The 14,560-nt window shown below is 64.9% G+C and carries 11 protein-coding genes; 7 read left to right on the top strand and 4 right to left on the bottom strand.

The features are described 5' to 3' along the window. Window positions 1-153 precede the first annotated feature (153 nt). The 3 genes from C7402_RS17265 (at window position 154) to C7402_RS17255 (ending at window position 4,270) form a co-directional block, all read left to right on the top strand. A complete protein-coding gene (locus C7402_RS17265) occupies window positions 154-1,500 on the top strand; it encodes an adenylosuccinate synthase (RefSeq protein WP_112172873.1) in 1,347 nt (448 codons plus the stop codon). Window positions 1,501-1,523: 23 nt separating this feature from the next. After that, window positions 1,524-2,093, top strand: coding sequence for a phosphoribosyltransferase (locus tag C7402_RS17260; protein WP_112172872.1), 570 nt, complete (start codon window positions 1,524-1,526; stop codon window positions 2,091-2,093). A gap of 290 nt (window positions 2,094-2,383) precedes the next feature. Further along, window positions 2,384-4,270: a potassium transporter Kup gene (locus tag C7402_RS17255; protein ID WP_112172871.1), complete on the top strand. Its 1,887-nt coding sequence runs from the start codon at window positions 2,384-2,386 to the stop codon at window positions 4,268-4,270. Between the two features lie 104 nt (window positions 4,271-4,374). On the opposite strand, the gene C7402_RS17250 is transcribed toward C7402_RS17255, so the two are convergent. After that, complete coding sequence (locus C7402_RS17250) at window positions 4,375-6,729, bottom strand: Tex family protein (RefSeq protein WP_112172870.1); 2,355 nt, start codon at window positions 6,727-6,729, stop codon at window positions 4,375-4,377. 220 nt (window positions 6,730-6,949) lie between these two features. On the opposite strand from C7402_RS17250, the gene C7402_RS46970 reads away from it, so the two are divergent. The 3 genes from C7402_RS46970 to yoaA all read left to right on the top strand — a co-directional run bounded on the left by C7402_RS46970 (window position 6,950) and on the right by yoaA (window position 10,661). After that, on the top strand, window positions 6,950-7,975 hold the full coding sequence (locus tag C7402_RS46970; RefSeq protein ID WP_372460491.1) for a hypothetical protein: 1,026 nt from the start codon (window positions 6,950-6,952) through the stop codon (window positions 7,973-7,975). An 87-nt stretch (window positions 7,976-8,062) separates the two neighbouring features. Continuing rightward, window positions 8,063-8,296, top strand: a complete 234-nt coding sequence (locus C7402_RS17240) for a DUF465 domain-containing protein (RefSeq protein WP_112172868.1) — start codon at window positions 8,063-8,065, stop codon at window positions 8,294-8,296. A gap of 76 nt (window positions 8,297-8,372) precedes the next feature. Further along, window positions 8,373-10,661, top strand: a complete 2,289-nt coding sequence (yoaA, locus tag C7402_RS17235) for a DNA repair helicase YoaA (protein ID WP_116611409.1) — start codon at window positions 8,373-8,375, stop codon at window positions 10,659-10,661. Window positions 10,662-10,841: 180 nt separating this feature from the next. Here yoaA and C7402_RS48320 read toward each other — a convergent pair whose 3' ends face one another. Next, complete coding sequence (locus tag C7402_RS48320) at window positions 10,842-11,117, bottom strand: hypothetical protein (RefSeq protein WP_112172866.1); 276 nt, start codon at window positions 11,115-11,117, stop codon at window positions 10,842-10,844. 231 nt (window positions 11,118-11,348) lie between these two features. Further along, complete coding sequence (locus C7402_RS17220) at window positions 11,349-12,581, bottom strand: cupin domain-containing protein (protein ID WP_112172864.1); 1,233 nt, start codon at window positions 12,579-12,581, stop codon at window positions 11,349-11,351. Between the two features lie 32 nt (window positions 12,582-12,613). Here C7402_RS17220 and C7402_RS17215 point away from each other — a divergent pair, with 32 nt between their 5' ends. After that, window positions 12,614-13,159 (top strand): FKBP-type peptidyl-prolyl cis-trans isomerase, encoded by a 546-nt coding sequence (locus C7402_RS17215; RefSeq protein ID WP_116611408.1) that lies wholly within the window; start codon window positions 12,614-12,616, stop codon window positions 13,157-13,159. 10 nt (window positions 13,160-13,169) lie between these two features. On the opposite strand, the gene C7402_RS17210 is transcribed toward C7402_RS17215, so the two are convergent. After that, window positions 13,170-14,516, bottom strand: coding sequence for a hypothetical protein (locus tag C7402_RS17210; protein WP_208948949.1), 1,347 nt, complete (start codon window positions 14,514-14,516; stop codon window positions 13,170-13,172). Between the last annotated feature and the right edge of the window lie 44 nt (window positions 14,517-14,560).

Here is a 14,560-nt window from a genome sequence, read left to right as displayed (position 1 = left end):
CGCCCGCCAAGGGCCTGGGCAAGCGTCCCGCAGGGCGCTCCAATTCGCGCATGCCGTTGAGCGCAAAAGGAATTTCCGCGAATTGCGGGAAAAAAAGGCGGCCTTGCCGCCGAACCCAGGTAGAATACGTTTTTAACCAGCTAACGAAACACCATGTCTGCCAGCGCAGTGAATGTAACCCCGGGGCGCAACGTCGTCGTCGTGGGCACCCAATGGGGCGATGAGGGCAAGGGCAAGATCGTCGACTGGCTGACGGACCACGCGCAAGGCGTGGTGCGTTTCCAGGGCGGTCACAACGCCGGCCATACGCTCATCATCGGCGGCAAGAAGACCATTCTCCGGCTGATCCCGTCGGGCATCATGCGCGCCGGCGTCGCCTGCTACATCGGCAACGGCGTGGTGCTTTCGCCCGAAGCGCTCTTCAAGGAAATCGGCGAGCTCGAAGAAGCGGGCATCGACGTCCAGAAGCGCCTCTACATCTCCGAAGCGACCACCCTCATCCTGCCGTACCACATCGCCATCGACCAGGCGCGCGAAGCCAAGCGCGGCGCCGCGAAGATCGGTACGACGGGTCGTGGCATCGGCCCGGCCTACGAAGACAAGGTGGCGCGTCGCGGCTTGCGCGTGCAGGACCTGTTCGAGCCGGAAAACTTCGCCGCTCGCCTGCGCGAGAACCTCGATTACCACAACTTCGTGCTCACCCAGTATCTGGGTGCGCCGGCCGTGGACTATCAGCAAACGCTCGACACGATGCTCTCGTACGCCGATCGTCTGAAGCCGATGGTTACGGACGTTTCGCGTCGTCTTTATGACGTGAACAACGAAGGCGGCAACCTGCTGTTCGAAGGCGCGCAAGGCACGCTGCTCGACATCGACCACGGCACCTATCCGTTCGTCACGTCGAGCAACTGCGTCGCGGGTGCGGCTTCCGCTGGTGCGGGCGTCGGTCCGCAAAAGCTCAACTACGTTCTGGGCATCACCAAGGCGTACTGCACGCGCGTCGGTTCGGGCCCGTTCCCGAGCGAACTGTACGACGCCGACAACGCCGATCGCCAGGAAGAAGTCGGCCTCACGCTCGCGAAGGTCGGCAAGGAATTCGGTTCGGTCACGGGCCGTCCGCGCCGCACCGGCTGGCTCGACGCCGCCGCGCTGCGCCGCTCGATCCAGATCAACGGCGTGACGGGTCTGTGCATCACGAAGCTCGACGTGCTCGACGGTCTCGACGAAGTGAAGCTGTGCGTGGGCTACAAGGTCGACGGCAAGGATCTCGACATCCTGCCGCGCGGCGCCTCGCAAGTGGCCGCGTGTGAGCCGGTCTACGAAACGTTCGCGGGCTGGAAGGAAAGCACCATCGGCATCACGCAGTTCGACGCGCTGCCGAAGAGCGCGCAGGCTTACCTCACGCGCGTGCAGGAAGTCGCCGGTGTGCCGATCGACATGGTTTCGACCGGCCCGGATCGTGACGAAACGATCCTGCTGCGCCATCCGTTCAAGGTCTAAGTCGTAAGAAGGCAGAAGCAAAAATGATTCAAATGATGGACCCGCGCAATGACGAGAAAAACCTGTGGGTCGGCTGGGATGAATATCACCGGCTGATCGAACTGCTTGCGCTGAAGGTGCACGAGTCGCGCTGGAAATTCGATCAGATCCTGTGTCTCGCGCGCGGCGGTTTGCGCGTGGGCGACCAGCTCTCGCGCATCTATGACCTGCCGCTCGCGATTCTCGCGACGAGCTCGTACCGCGAAGCCGCGGGCACGGAGCAGGGCGATCTCGACATCGCACAGTACATCACGATGACGCGCGGTCATCTGGAGGGCAACGTGCTGCTCGTCGACGATCTCGTCGATTCGGGCGTCACGCTCGCACGCGTGCAGGAGCACCTCAAGGAGCGTTACCCGGCTGTGACCGGCGTGCGCTCGGCCGTGCTCTGGTACAAGGGCTGCTCGAAGGTGACGCCGGACTATTTCGTCCAGCATCTGCCGACCAATCCGTGGATCCACCAGCCGTTCGAGGAGTGGGATACGGTTCGCCCGCACAACCTCGGTGCGTGGATCAAGCGCGGTTTGCAGCAGGCGCAGGACGCGCAGAAGTAAGGGCTGGCTGCGTGCCACGGGGCCTTGGGGCCGCGCGGCGCTGCCTACCAGAAACGGAGCCTTCATGGCTCCGTTTTTTTTGTCTCGTAGCGCCGCGACGCGTCCCATGCCGCGCATGCGAAACGCCAGCGAGCGAGCAGACGGGCAGGCGGGCAGACGGCGTTTGGGGCCGGTGCTACACTGCGCGGGGACAAGGTATGTCGCAGTGCCGCGACGATGGCTCGGATTCCGCCGCAGCCCGGTTTAGAATAGCGCTCGTTTTTTCCGCCTCGAAACGGACTACCGCGTATATGACAACTAGCACACACGTGGCCAAACAGCCGCTACCTTCCCTTGCCGTAGCGGCCATCGGCGTGGTGTTCGGCGACATCGGCACGAGTCCGCTGTACTCGCTGAAAGAGGCATTCAGCCCGTCTCACGGCATTCCGCTCAACGAGACCTCCATTCTCGGCGTCATTTCGCTCCTGTTCTGGGCGATCGTGATCGTCGTGAGCATCAAGTACGTCCTTTTCGTGATGCGCGCCGACAACAACGGCGAAGGCGGCGTGCTCGCGCTCATGGCGCTCGCCATGCGCTCGTTCAACCGCAAGAGCAAATCGGCCGCGCTGCTCACGGCGCTAGGCATCTTCGGCGCGTGCATGTTCTATGGCGACGCCGTCATCACGCCGGCCATCTCCGTCATGTCGGCGGTGGAAGGTCTGGAGATCGCGGCGCCCAAGCTCTCGCACCTCGTGCTGCCGCTCACCATGGTGATCCTGGTCCTGCTGTTCTGGATCCAGCGGCACGGCACCGCGCTCGTCGGCCGCCTGTTCGGGCCGATCATGGTGCTGTGGTTCATCACCATCGCCGTGCTGGGCGTCTCGCGCATCGTGCAGGCGCCGGGCGTCATCGCCGCGCTCAGCCCGTATTACGCGATCTCCTTCATGGGCGCGCACATGCTGCAAGCCTATGTGGTGCTCGGCTCGGTCGTGCTGGTGCTGACCGGCGCGGAAGCGCTCTACGCCGACATGGGCCACTTTGGCGCGAAGCCCATTCGCTGCGCGTGGTACACGCTCGTGATGCCCTCGCTCGTGCTCAACTACTTCGGGCAGGGCGCGCTGCTGATGCAGGACCATCGCGCGATCGAAAACCCGTTCTTCCTGCTCGCGCCCGACTGGGCTTTGCTGCCGCTCGTCGTGCTCTCCACGGTCGCCACCGTGATTGCCTCGCAGGCCGTGATTTCGGGCGCGTACTCGCTCACGAGCCAGGCCATCCTGCTCGGCTACGTGCCGCGCATGAAGGTCCTGCACACGTCGGATCTCGCCATCGGCCAGATCTACGTGCCGGTCGTGAACTGGATGCTGCTCTTCATCATCCTGTGCATCGTGGTGGCCTTCAAGAGTTCGGACAATCTGGCCGCCGCCTACGGTATCGCCGTGACCGCGACGATGGTGATCACCACGGTGCTCGTCGCCGTCGTGATGACGAAAGTGTGGAAGTGGAACAAGGCGCTCGTCACCGGCATCATCACGGTGCTGCTGGCCGTCGATCTGGGCTTCTTCGGCGCGAATCTGCTGAAGGTCGAAGAGGGCGGCTGGCTGCCGCTCGGCATTGGCGCGCTGCTGTTCTTCCTGCTGATGACCTGGTTCAAGGGCCGCATGATCGTGAAGGAGCGTACGGCCGCCGACGGCATTCCGCTCATGCCCTTCCTGCAAGGGCTGCTCGCGCACCCGCCGCACCGCGTGTCGGGCACGGCCATCTACCTCACGGGCAGCGAGGAACTGGTGCCGGTGAGCTTGCTGCACAACCTCAAGCACAACAAGGTGCTGCACGAGCGCACGATTTTCCTGACCTTCGTGATCCGCGACATTCCCTACGTGGCGGACGCCGATCGCGTGACGGTGAAGGACGTGGGCGGCGGGCTCTATCTCGTGAAGGCCGATTACGGCTTCAACGAAACGCCCGATGTGCAGGCCGTGCTTGAAGAAATTTCGCGCACCCACAACATGACGTTCGAGATGATGGATACCTCGTTCTTCCTTGCCCGCGAGACCGTCGTGCCGACGCAGTTGCCCGGCATGTCGATTTTCCGCGAGCGCGTGTTTGCGTGGATGCATCAGAACGCGGCGAAGCCCACGGACTTCTTCAGCATTCCTGCGAACCGCGTGGTCGAACTCGGGACGAAGATCGAGATCTGATCGATCGCTTCGTTTCGAGCGGCAACAAAAAAGGCACCCGAGGGTGCCTTTTTTGTTGCGCTCACAACGTGAACCGTGGGCGCTCACGCCGTGTCGTGCGGGCGTTAGCGTTGCTTGAGCTTCGCGAATGCCGCCGCCATCGCGCCCGCCGGTTCGGCGTCGCGTGAGCGCTGGCCGCCGCGATTGTCACGATTGCCGCCGCCGCGGTTATCGCGGTCGCGGTTGCCCGATTGACCGGCACCGCCGCCGCGCGATCCGCCGGCGCTCATGGGGTCGTCGTCCAGGCGCATCGTGAGCGCGATGCGCTGACGCTTCACGTCGACGTCGAGCACCTTCACCTTCACGACCTGGCCGGCCTTCACGACTTCGTGCGGGTCCTTGATGAACTTCGTCGACAAGGCGGAGACGTGCACGAGCCCGTCCTGATGCACGCCCACGTCGATGAACGCGCCGAACGCGGCCACGTTCGTCACGACGCCTTCGAGCAGCATGCCCGGCACGAGGTCGGACACCTTCTCGACGCCGTCGCGGAACGTCGCCGTCTTGAACTCGGGGCGCGGATCACGGCCCGGCTTTTCCAGTTCGCTCAGGATGTCGCGCACCGTCGGCAGACCGAAGCGGTCGTCGACGAATTCGGTGGGCGAGAGGCCCGAAAGCGCTTCGCGGCTGCCGAGCACATCGCCGATCGTGCGCTTGATCTTCGCGAGCATGCGCTCGACGACCGGATAGGCTTCCGGGTGCACCGAGGAGCGGTCGAGGGGATTGTCGCCGCCGTTGATGCGCAGGAAGCCCGCGGCCTGCTCGAAGGTCTTGTCGCCCAGGCGCGGCACCTTCTTCAACTGCTCGCGCGAGGGGAACGGCCCATTCGCATCGCGGTAATCGACGATATTGCGCGCAAGCGTGGAGTTCAGGCCCGACACGCGGGCGAGCAGCGCGACCGATGCCGTGTTCGCATCGACACCCACGGCGTTCACGCAGTCCTCGACCACGGCGTCGAGCGAGCGTGCGAGTTCGCGCTGGTTCACGTCGTGCTGGTACTGGCCCACGCCGATCGCCTTCGGCTCGATCTTCACGAGTTCCGCGAGCGGGTCTTGCAGGCGGCGCGCGATGGAGACGGCGCCGCGCAGCGAAACATCCAGCTCCGGGAATTCCTTGGCCGCCAGTTCGGATGCCGAATACACCGACGCCCCGGCTTCGGATACCACGATCTTTTGCAGCTTCAGCTCCGGATGCTTCGAGATCAGCTCGCTCGCGAGCTTGTCGGTTTCACGCGAGGCCGTGCCGTTGCCGATGCTGATGAGTTCCGCCTGCGTTTGCGCGGCGATGCGCGCGAGCTTCGCGAGCGAGCCGTCCCAGTCGCGGCGCGGCTCGTGCGGGTAGATCGTGTCGGTTGCGAGCAGCTTGCCCGTGCGATCGACCACGGCCACCTTCACGCCGGTACGCAGGCCGGGGTCGAGCCCGATCACGGCCTTCGGACCCGCGGGCGCGGCGAGCAGCAGATCCTTGAGATTGCGCGCGAACACGCGAATGGCTTCGTTTTCGGCCTGTTCGCGCAGGTTCGTGAGCAGCTCGTTTTCGATGTGCGGCTGTACCTTCACGCGCCAGCACCAGCGGCACACGTCGGAGAGCCACTTGTCGGCCGGGCGGTTCTGGTTCGCGATGCCGAAGTGGCGCGCGATCATCCCTTCGCCCGGATGCGGGACCTGCGTATCCTGTTCGCCGCCAAGGCCGAGCTTGACCATCAGCACACCGGCGTTACGGCCGCGGAAAAGGGCGAGCGCGCGGTGCGACGGCACCGTCTTGATGGTCTCGGAATAGTCGTAGTAGTCGCGGAACTTCTCGCCTTCCTCGTTTTCCTTGCCTTCGACCACGCTCGACATCACCACGCCCTGGTTGTGCAGCCAGTCGCGCAGCTTGCCCAGCAGTTCGGCCGTTTCACCGAACTGCTCGGAGAGGATGTCGCGCGCGCCGTCGAGCGCGGCCTTCACGTCGGCCACGCCCTTTTCGGCATCCACGTACTGGGCGGCTTCCGTTTGCGGGTCGAGCAGCGGGTTCGCGAGCAACGCGTCGGCGAGCGGCTGGAGGCCGGCTTCGCGGGCGATTTGCGCGCGCGTGCGGCGCTTGGGCTTGTAGGGCAGATAGAGGTCTTCGAGAACCTGCTTGCTGTCGGCGGCTTCGATGGCACTGCGCAGCTCGGCGGTGAGCTTGCCTTGCTCATCGATGCTCGCAAGGATCGTGGCGCGGCGGTCTTCGAGTTCGCGCAGATAGAGCAGGCGCTCTTCGAGCGTGCGCAGTTGCGTATCGTCGAGGTTGTCCGTGACTTCCTTGCGGTAACGGGCGATGAACGGAACGGTCGCGCCTTCGTCGAGAAGCTGCACGGCGGCTGCGACCTGGCGTGGCTGCACGTTCAGTTCGGTGGCGATACGCTGGACGATCTTGAGTGCTACGGTTTCCGTCATAGGTTCTGGCTATTCCTGCGAGGATCGGTTTGCGGTCCGGGTTTGCATTCCGGTGGCCGGGGCGGGCTGGCGCGCCAGCAGCCTGTTTGCTGCGCTTCGGCGCCGTGCTTCGGCGTCGCGCTACGGGGCGCTTTGCCGGGTGCGCCCGCCGGCCGGTGGAGCGGGGCATTTTGCCATAAATGGCCGAGCGCTCAACCCGGGGGGTGTTAGAATTTCAGCCATGTTCCGCTGCCCACAGAAGACGTTGACGACCTCCCGCTTCTCCCCCGATTTGCCCCTTGCCCGGTATCGCGCGCCCGTTGGCGCCACCTGGCGGTTCTCCGCCCTCGGGGCGATTTGTGCCGTCGCATTGAGCGTGGGGGCAAGCGTTCCGGCCCTCGCGCAAGCGTTGCCGGCGTCCGGGACGGAGCAGGCGCAGGGCGCGCGCGCCGCGTCGCCGGCTGCGCAGTCCGGCAATCCGGCCAATACCGCTACGCCGCTTGCGGCGTCCGATGCAGGTGTGGCCGGAACATCCGGCGCAGCGGGGGCGCAGAGCGATTTCGACGCACGGCAAAAGGTGCTGGACCGCCGCACCGCCGAGAATAACTACCGCTATGCAGTCGCGCAGCACGACTGCTATAGCACGTTCTTCGTGAATCACTGTCTCGGCAAGGCGCGCGACCAGATGCGCGTGGTCCAGGCAGACATTCGGCGCGAGCAACTGTCGCTCGACGACGACAAGCGCGCCACCCATGCGCAGCAGCGCGACCAGCAAGCCGCGTTGCAGCGCGCACAGGACGAGGCCAACGCACCGCAGCGCGCCGCCAATGAAGCGGCAAGCGCGCAGGCGTACGAGCAGAAGCAGCAGCAGCACGCGGTCAATCAGGCGCAGCGCGAAGCGGAAGCCCCGCAGCGCGCGGCGAACGAGCAGGCGTACCAGGAAAAACAGCGCCAGCACGCGCTGGCCCAGGCGCAGCGCCAGGGCGAGCAGCCGCAGCGCGACGCGAACCAGGCGGCGTACGACCAGAAGCAGTCGAATTACCAGAAGCAACTGGATGATGCGCGGCGCCAGGGCGAGCAGAAGGCGCAGGAACGCGCCGACAAGGCCCAGCGCTTCGAGCAGAAGCAGCAAGACGCGGCGAAGCATCAGGCCGATGTGGAAGCGCGTCAGAAACAGGCGGCCGAGAAGGCGCAGCAAAAGCAGCAACAGGAAGAACAGCAGCAGCAACAACTCAAGCAGCAACAGCAACAGCAGCAGGACCAGTAGCACGAGTAGCACGCTTTTTCAGCCGGACTGCAACCTCAGGCGCGTCGTCCTTCGCAAGCGCGCGCCGCTTATGTCGAGGAGGCGAGCATGCGCGAGCATCGTGAAGTCAAGGTCGAGGTCCTTCGTGACCGCATTCTGCAACTGGAATCCGAGCACGGCGATCTGGACCGTCTGATCGACCGAATGTGCGATACACCGGACTACGACGATCTCGAATTGCAGAAGCTGAAAAAGCGCAAGCTCAAGGTCAAGGACAACATCATCCTGCTGCAATTGCAGCTGGACCCCGATTCAACGAAGACTTCGGACGGGCACGCCTGATTCCGGGTCCCGGCAGGCGCCGGGGCGCGGCAGTTGGCAGGCCGCGCCCTTCCGGACCGAGCAGGAACCGCTTGCCTTGAATTCACCGACCGTTTCCCGTTCCCGGCCCGCGCGCGAAAGCGGCGCGCCGGAGGCCGGCGCGCGCGCCGCCGAATCTTCCCCCGCCGCGAGCGCCTTGAGCCCGCGCCGCGCGTCCGAACTCGAAGAATTGTTCGCCGCCGACGGCCTGCTCGCGCGCGAGATCGACGGCTATCGCCCGCGTGCCGCGCAGATCGAAATGGCGCGCGCGGTAGCGGCGGCCATGGAAGCCGCCGCGCAGGCCTTGCCCGAACCCGCGATGTTCGAAGCACAGTCGCGCCCCGCGCGACGGCTCGAACGCGGCGCGCCGGTTGCGGCCCAGACGGGCGCCGAGGAAGCGGCGCGCGGCGCCGCCGAAGCAGGCGACAACACGCTGATCGTCGAGGCGGGCACGGGCACCGGCAAGACCTATGCGTATCTCGTGCCGGCCATGCTGTGGGGCGGCAAGGTCGTCGTCTCCACGGGCACGAAGCATTTGCAGGACCAGCTTTTCGCGCGCGACATTCCCACGGTGCGCGACGCGCTCGCGGTGCCCGTGAGCGTGGCGATGCTCAAGGGCCGCTCGAACTACCTGTGCCACTACTACCTGCAACGCACGGCGGACAACGGCCGCCTGCCTTCGCGCCAGGAAACGGCGTATTTGCAGGAGATCGTGCGTTTCGCGAAGATCACGCGATCGGGCGACAAGGCGGAGCTCGCAAGCGTGCCCGAGACGGCGGCGGTGTGGTCGATGGTCACGTCGACGCGCGACAACTGCCTCGGCCAGGAATGCCCGCATTACAAGGACTGCTTCGTAATGCAGGCGCGCCGCGAAGCGCAGCAAGCCGATATCGTGGTGGTGAACCACCATCTGTTCTTCGCCGACATCATGCTGCGCGACACGGGCATGGCCGAGCTGCTGCCGAGCGCGAACACCATCATCTTCGACGAAGCGCACCAGTTGCCCGAAACGGCGACGCTCTTCTTCGGCGAAACGCTCTCGACAGCGCAGTTCCTCGAACTGGCGCGCGACTGCGTGGCCGAAGGCTTGAGCCATGCGCGCGACGCCGTGGAGTGGGTGAAACTCGGCGCGGCGCTGGAGCGCGCCGCGCGCGACGTGCGGCTTGCGTTCAAGGAAGACTCGCTGCGGCTCTCGATCACGCAGTTGCCCGCCGATCATCCGCTTTTCGACGCGCTCGACGCACTGCAAACCGAGCTGGGCGCGCTCGCCACGGCGCTCGCGGGTCAAGCGGAGCGTGCGGAGTCGCTGGGCGCTTGCCTGCGGCGTGCGCGCGAGCTGCAAGGCATCCTCGCGGGCTGGACCGTGGCCGATGACGCCGCGCCGTCGCGCGAAACGCGCAAGCCTGATGCGAGTGAACGCGCAGAGGGGACAGACGCTGCTCAGGCGGCCGAAGACGCCGACGAGAAAGTGCGCTGGGTCGAAGTGTTCTCGCACACGGTTCAACTGCACGAAACACCGCTTTCGGTGGCGCCGATCTTCGCGAAGCAGCGCGCCGGCGTGCCGCGCACGTGGATTTTCACCTCGGCGACGCTTTCGGTGCGCGGCGATTTTACGCATTACGCGGCGCAGATGGGCCTCAGTTCGCGCCGCTCGATGACGCTGCCAAGCCCGTTCGACTATCCCACGCAAGGGCTGCTGTACGTGCCGCGCAATATGCCGCAGCCGTCGTCGCCGCAGTTCACCGACGCGGTGTTCGAGGCCGCGCTGCCGGCCATCGAGGCGTCGGGTGGCGGCGTCTTCATGCTGTGCACGACGTTGCGCGCCGTCGACCGCATCGCTGCGAAGCTGCGCGACACGATCGAAGCACGCGGCTGGAACACGCCGCTGCTCGTGCAGGGCGACGCGAGCCGCACGGAGCTGCTGGAGCGCTTTCGCGCCTATGGCAACGCGATTCTCGTGGGCAGCCAGAGTTTCTGGGAAGGGGTGGACGTGCGCGGCGACGCGCTCTCGCTCGTGGTGATCGACAAGCTGCCGTTTGCGCCGCCTGATGACCCCGTGCTGGCGGCGCGACTCGATGCGCTCGCAAAGAAAGGTCTGAGCCCGTTCGCGGTGCACCAGCTACCGCAGGCGGTGATTACGCTCAAGCAGGGCGCAGGGCGGCTGATTCGTGCCGAAACCGACCGCGGCGTGCTAATGATCTGCGACACGCGCCTCGTCGACAAACCGTACGGCCGGCGCATCTGGCAAAGCCTGCCGCCGTTCAAGCGCACGCGCGAGATCGAGGTGGTGAAGGCCTTCTTCGAAGGGGAAGGCGAGCAGGCACTGGAGCCGGGCGCGGCCAACTAGCGCGTGAACGCGGCGCGTATGCCTCAGGCATGCGCGCTCCAAAACAAAAAAGCCACGAACGAAAGTTCGTGGCTTTTTTGCTTGCCCGCCGTACGCATGGCGCTGGCGCCAGACTGTACGACGATCCGCATCGATGCCCGCGGGGACCGAAGTCCCGTGCGAGCCTCGCGCGAACGCAACTTACTGGCTTGCGCCCGAAGCAGCAGCCGGAGCCGAAGCGCCTGCGTCCGAAGCAGCAGCGCCAGCGTCCGAAGCAGCGGCGGTAGCCGAAGCAGCAGCGTCGCTCGCAGCAGCAGCAGCGCCCGAAGCAGCAGCTGCCGCGTCCGAAGCGGCAGCAGCCGGTGCCGAAGCGGCAGCAGCATCGCTAGCCGGCGCAGCAGCTTGGTCGCTGCTCTTGTTGCACGCAGCGAGTGCAACGGCTGCCAGCAGGGATGCTACGAGGAGGGATTTCTTCATGATCACGTCCTTTTATGGTTAAAGGTAAGCAACAGCGCAAAATAAAACCGGTAATGTGCCCCAACACCGACCTGAGCCGCTGGTGGAGACGCACTGCAAGAGCGTGAATCTTCCCTACGGCCTGGGCGGAAATTATAGGCACTTTCGTATCGACCGTCGACAAATCCGGGGACAATACGTTGTCTTTCTCATACAAGCACTATATTAGTACGGTATAACAGTCCGAAGCGCTTAGGCAAGCACCCCGAGCCGTAACCAGCCCGCACGATACCACTCGTGTAGCAACGCTGTCACACACGAATCGTGTGAGAGTGTTACAAAGCGTTTCCCATCCAGCAAGCGATTATCGGCCAATTCCGGTAGCCACTTTCTCGCTTCTCTGAGCAAGTATTGTTCCCCGTTCAGGTAATACGAGCGCGCATCGTAAAGCAGGATTGTCCTGCGGTCGAGTGTTATCCCGCTTTTTGCGGCTCGCGCAACGAAACGGGCTTCGTCGAGCGGTTTTTCAGGGGTGTCGAACACGACATTGGCTTTCGGTTCGGACAGCCACGAGCCCACGAACGAGGAGACGTCTGCGTCACTCCAACGCACTTTAGCAAGCACGCCGGCAACGCGCTCTACGAGTGCCGGGGGCAGTTGCGCCGGACGCGACACGGCCGGCTGGTCGGGGTCGCGATAGAGCGAGGATTTGCCTGCGCCGTCGTCCGCGCGGCGCTCGGCGAGCCAGTACAGGAACTGGCTCGTCAGCTCGGTCGTGGAAGGCGAACGAAAGCCGATCGAGCAGGTCATGCATTCGCCTTCGGCCACGCCGTCGTGGGCGATGTGCGGCGGCAGGTAGAGCATGTCGCCGGGCTCTAGCACCCACTCTTCCTCCGGCTCGAAATTCGCAAGAATCTTGAGCGGCAGGCCGTCCTGCAACGACAGGTCGCGCTGGGCGCCGATGCGCCAGCGCCGCTTGCCGTGAACCTGTAACAAAAAGACATCGTATGAATCGAAATGCGGGCCGACGCCGCCGCCGTCCGTCGCATACGAAATCATGAGGTCGTCGAGACGGGCGTCCGGCGCGAAGCGAAAACGCTCCAGCAGGGCGCGGGCGCGATCGTCGTGCAGATCGGCGCCTTGCACGAGCAGCGTCCACTGGCGCGTTTTCGGCGTGGGTAGTTCGTCGGGCGAGAACGGACCGTGCTCGAGCGCCCAGCGGCGGCGGAAATGCGTGATGAGGCGCGACTCGACGTCGTCGCTGTCGGCCAGCGCGAAAAGCTCGTCGCGCGAGAGCGGCGCCTCGATCTGGGGAATCGCCTGGCGGATCAAAAGCGGCTTTTTCTGCCAGTATTTGTGCATGAACTGCGCCGGAGTCAGGCCGCCCAGAAGCGGCGTGGGAACATCGGGCGCGGGACATGCCAAGGGGAGGGAGGCGCGCCGCTTGCGCGCGTCCACCGGGTGGTCTGGGGACCGCTTCGGCATCGTATAATGTGGTCTGTAATCTGGAGGAACGAATGAAAATTGCAAAGGACACCGTCGTGTCGGTCGCTTACAAGCTATCGGATGCGCAGGGCAATCTGATTGAGGAAAGCGACGAGCCGATGGTCTATCTGCACGGCGGCTATGATGGCACGTTCCCCAAGATCGAGGAAGTGCTGGACGGGCAGGAGCCGGGCTTCGAGACCCAGATCCAGCTCGAACCGCAGGACGCCTTCGGGGAATACGATCCCGATCTCGTGAAGATCGAGCCGCGCAACCGCTTTCCCGAGCCGCTTGAAGTCGGCATGCAGTTCGAAGGCACGCCTGAAGAAGGCGACGAAGATCTCGACACGCTCATCTACACCGTCACCGACGTCGCGGAAGACAAGGTCGTGCTCGACGGCAATCACCCGCTCGCGGGCATGGCGCTGCGTTTCGCGCTGACGGTCAAGGAAGTGCGCGTGGCCACCGAAGACGAGATCGAGCATGAGCACGCGCATGGCGCGGACGGCCTCGAAATCGTCGACGAAGACGAAGAAGACGACGGCGACGAAGGCGTTTCGAAGCCGACGCTGCACTGATCCCTGCGGATCAATGAGCGACGCCGCCTGACGCTGGTGCGCCGGGCGGCAACACCTGGCGCACGCCGTGGTGCTCTCCATTCAGGCCGTTCTGGCCGTTCACGCCGCTCTCACCATTGGCCCCATTCGATCCGGTCTGACCGCCCTGTGCGGGCCAGGCGGGCACCAGCATGCCGTCGCCCGCGTTGCCCTGCGGCACGCTGCTGGCGGGCAACGCGGTACCCGACGCACCGGGCGCGACATCCGGCGACTGCGGCATGCCGGGAATCTCGGTCACGTCAGGCATCGACGAGATCTCGGGCATTTCCGGCATGACGGGTGCTTGCCCGGCTCCTGGCGTGAGCAGCGGAGGCAGCAGCGGCAAATGTTTCGGGACGTCTCGCACGCTTACGCGCAGCGGCGTAGCGCGCGTCTTGTCGGCGTCCACCTGAAGCCATTGCGTAAGCGGATCGCGCAACGAAAACGCAATGCGCGTGACGTTATCTATCCTTACCCCTTTTTCATTGCGCAACGGCTGATCGATCGTGAAGCCGTGCGCAAGCTTCGTGTCGTCCGCGTTCACGATGATGACCGGGCCGCGGAACGTCTGCGCGAGCTTCACGAGGCTGCGGCGCAACTCCACATAGCCGTCGCGCGGCGCGCGGCGAAAGCGCAGCCAGGCGAAGCGCTCGGGGCGCTCGTAGTGCTCCGGGAGCGCATTGCCCTGCATGAAGACGACGATCGCTCGCGCGTTGCGGCGCTTCGCGTATTCGGCCGCGTGCTCCAGCCAGAAGCCGTTGGCGATCACGCGGTCTTCGAACTCGCCGTTGCGCCCGCCGGCGTTGAGAAAGTGGTTGTTGCCGTCCGGCACGTTCAGGCCGATGAACACGGTGTCGCCGAGTTGCCAGCGCACATTTTCGCGGTACGGCCGAAAGCGTGAAACCTCGCTCTCGCGCGTGAGGGTCAAGGGGTTCTGGCCGAGCGAATTCGAGTCCGCAAAAAAATTCTGGCGCAGGAAATCGAGTCGCTCGACCGCGTCGTAGGCGCCTGATCCATTCGCGCCGCAGGTCACCCAGTCGCGCTCGCCAGGCACGAACACGAGCGGCGGGCGCGATGCGTCGAGAAGGTCGTGCCGGCGTTCGTAAAGGTGGTCCGCGCAGGTTTCGTGCGCACCCTTGAGATTGCCGTCGTACACGGTGAAAGCGATTTGCGGATCGCGGCCGATGGCGTCGATGAGGCGTTGCGTCGCGGCTTCCTCGCCTGGCGAGCTGAGCACGTTCGAAACGACGGCGAAGGCAAAACGCGGCGACTGCGCGTGCGCGGCAAGCGGTGCGCCGAGCGACGACGCGAGCACCCATGCGCAGGCCACGCCGCGCATAAATTTCAGATAACGCGCGGCGCACCAGCCGCGGCCCCGCATTC

Origin of the sequence: Paraburkholderia unamae (genome assembly GCF_003096875.1) — a bacterium.
Classification (GTDB): domain Bacteria; phylum Pseudomonadota; class Gammaproteobacteria; order Burkholderiales; family Burkholderiaceae; genus Paraburkholderia; species Paraburkholderia unamae.
Note: the sequence above shows the minus strand (reverse complement) of the source record. Positions and strands in the feature narration are given on the sequence as shown.

Coding starts and splice junctions, on each gene's coding strand:
- C7402_RS48320 (WP_112172866.1), bottom strand. CDS start 11,117: ATGAAGAAATCCCTCCTCGTAGCATCCCTGCTGGCAGCCGTTGCACTC.
- C7402_RS17265 (WP_112172873.1), top strand. CDS start 154: ATGTCTGCCAGCGCAGTGAATGTAACCCCGGGGCGCAACGTCGTCGTC.
- C7402_RS17210 (WP_208948949.1), bottom strand. CDS start 14,516: ATGCGCGGCGTGGCCTGCGCATGGGTGCTCGCGTCGTCGCTCGGCGCA.
- C7402_RS17240 (WP_112172868.1), top strand. CDS start 8,063: ATGCGCGAGCATCGTGAAGTCAAGGTCGAGGTCCTTCGTGACCGCATT.
- C7402_RS17260 (WP_112172872.1), top strand. CDS start 1,524: ATGATTCAAATGATGGACCCGCGCAATGACGAGAAAAACCTGTGGGTC.
- C7402_RS17255 (WP_112172871.1), top strand. CDS start 2,384: ATGACAACTAGCACACACGTGGCCAAACAGCCGCTACCTTCCCTTGCC.
- C7402_RS17215 (WP_116611408.1), top strand. CDS start 12,614: ATGAAAATTGCAAAGGACACCGTCGTGTCGGTCGCTTACAAGCTATCG.
- C7402_RS46970 (WP_372460491.1), top strand. CDS start 6,950: ATGTTCCGCTGCCCACAGAAGACGTTGACGACCTCCCGCTTCTCCCCC.
- C7402_RS17220 (WP_112172864.1), bottom strand. CDS start 12,581: ATGCCGAAGCGGTCCCCAGACCACCCGGTGGACGCGCGCAAGCGGCGC.
- C7402_RS17250 (WP_112172870.1), bottom strand. CDS start 6,729: ATGACGGAAACCGTAGCACTCAAGATCGTCCAGCGTATCGCCACCGAA.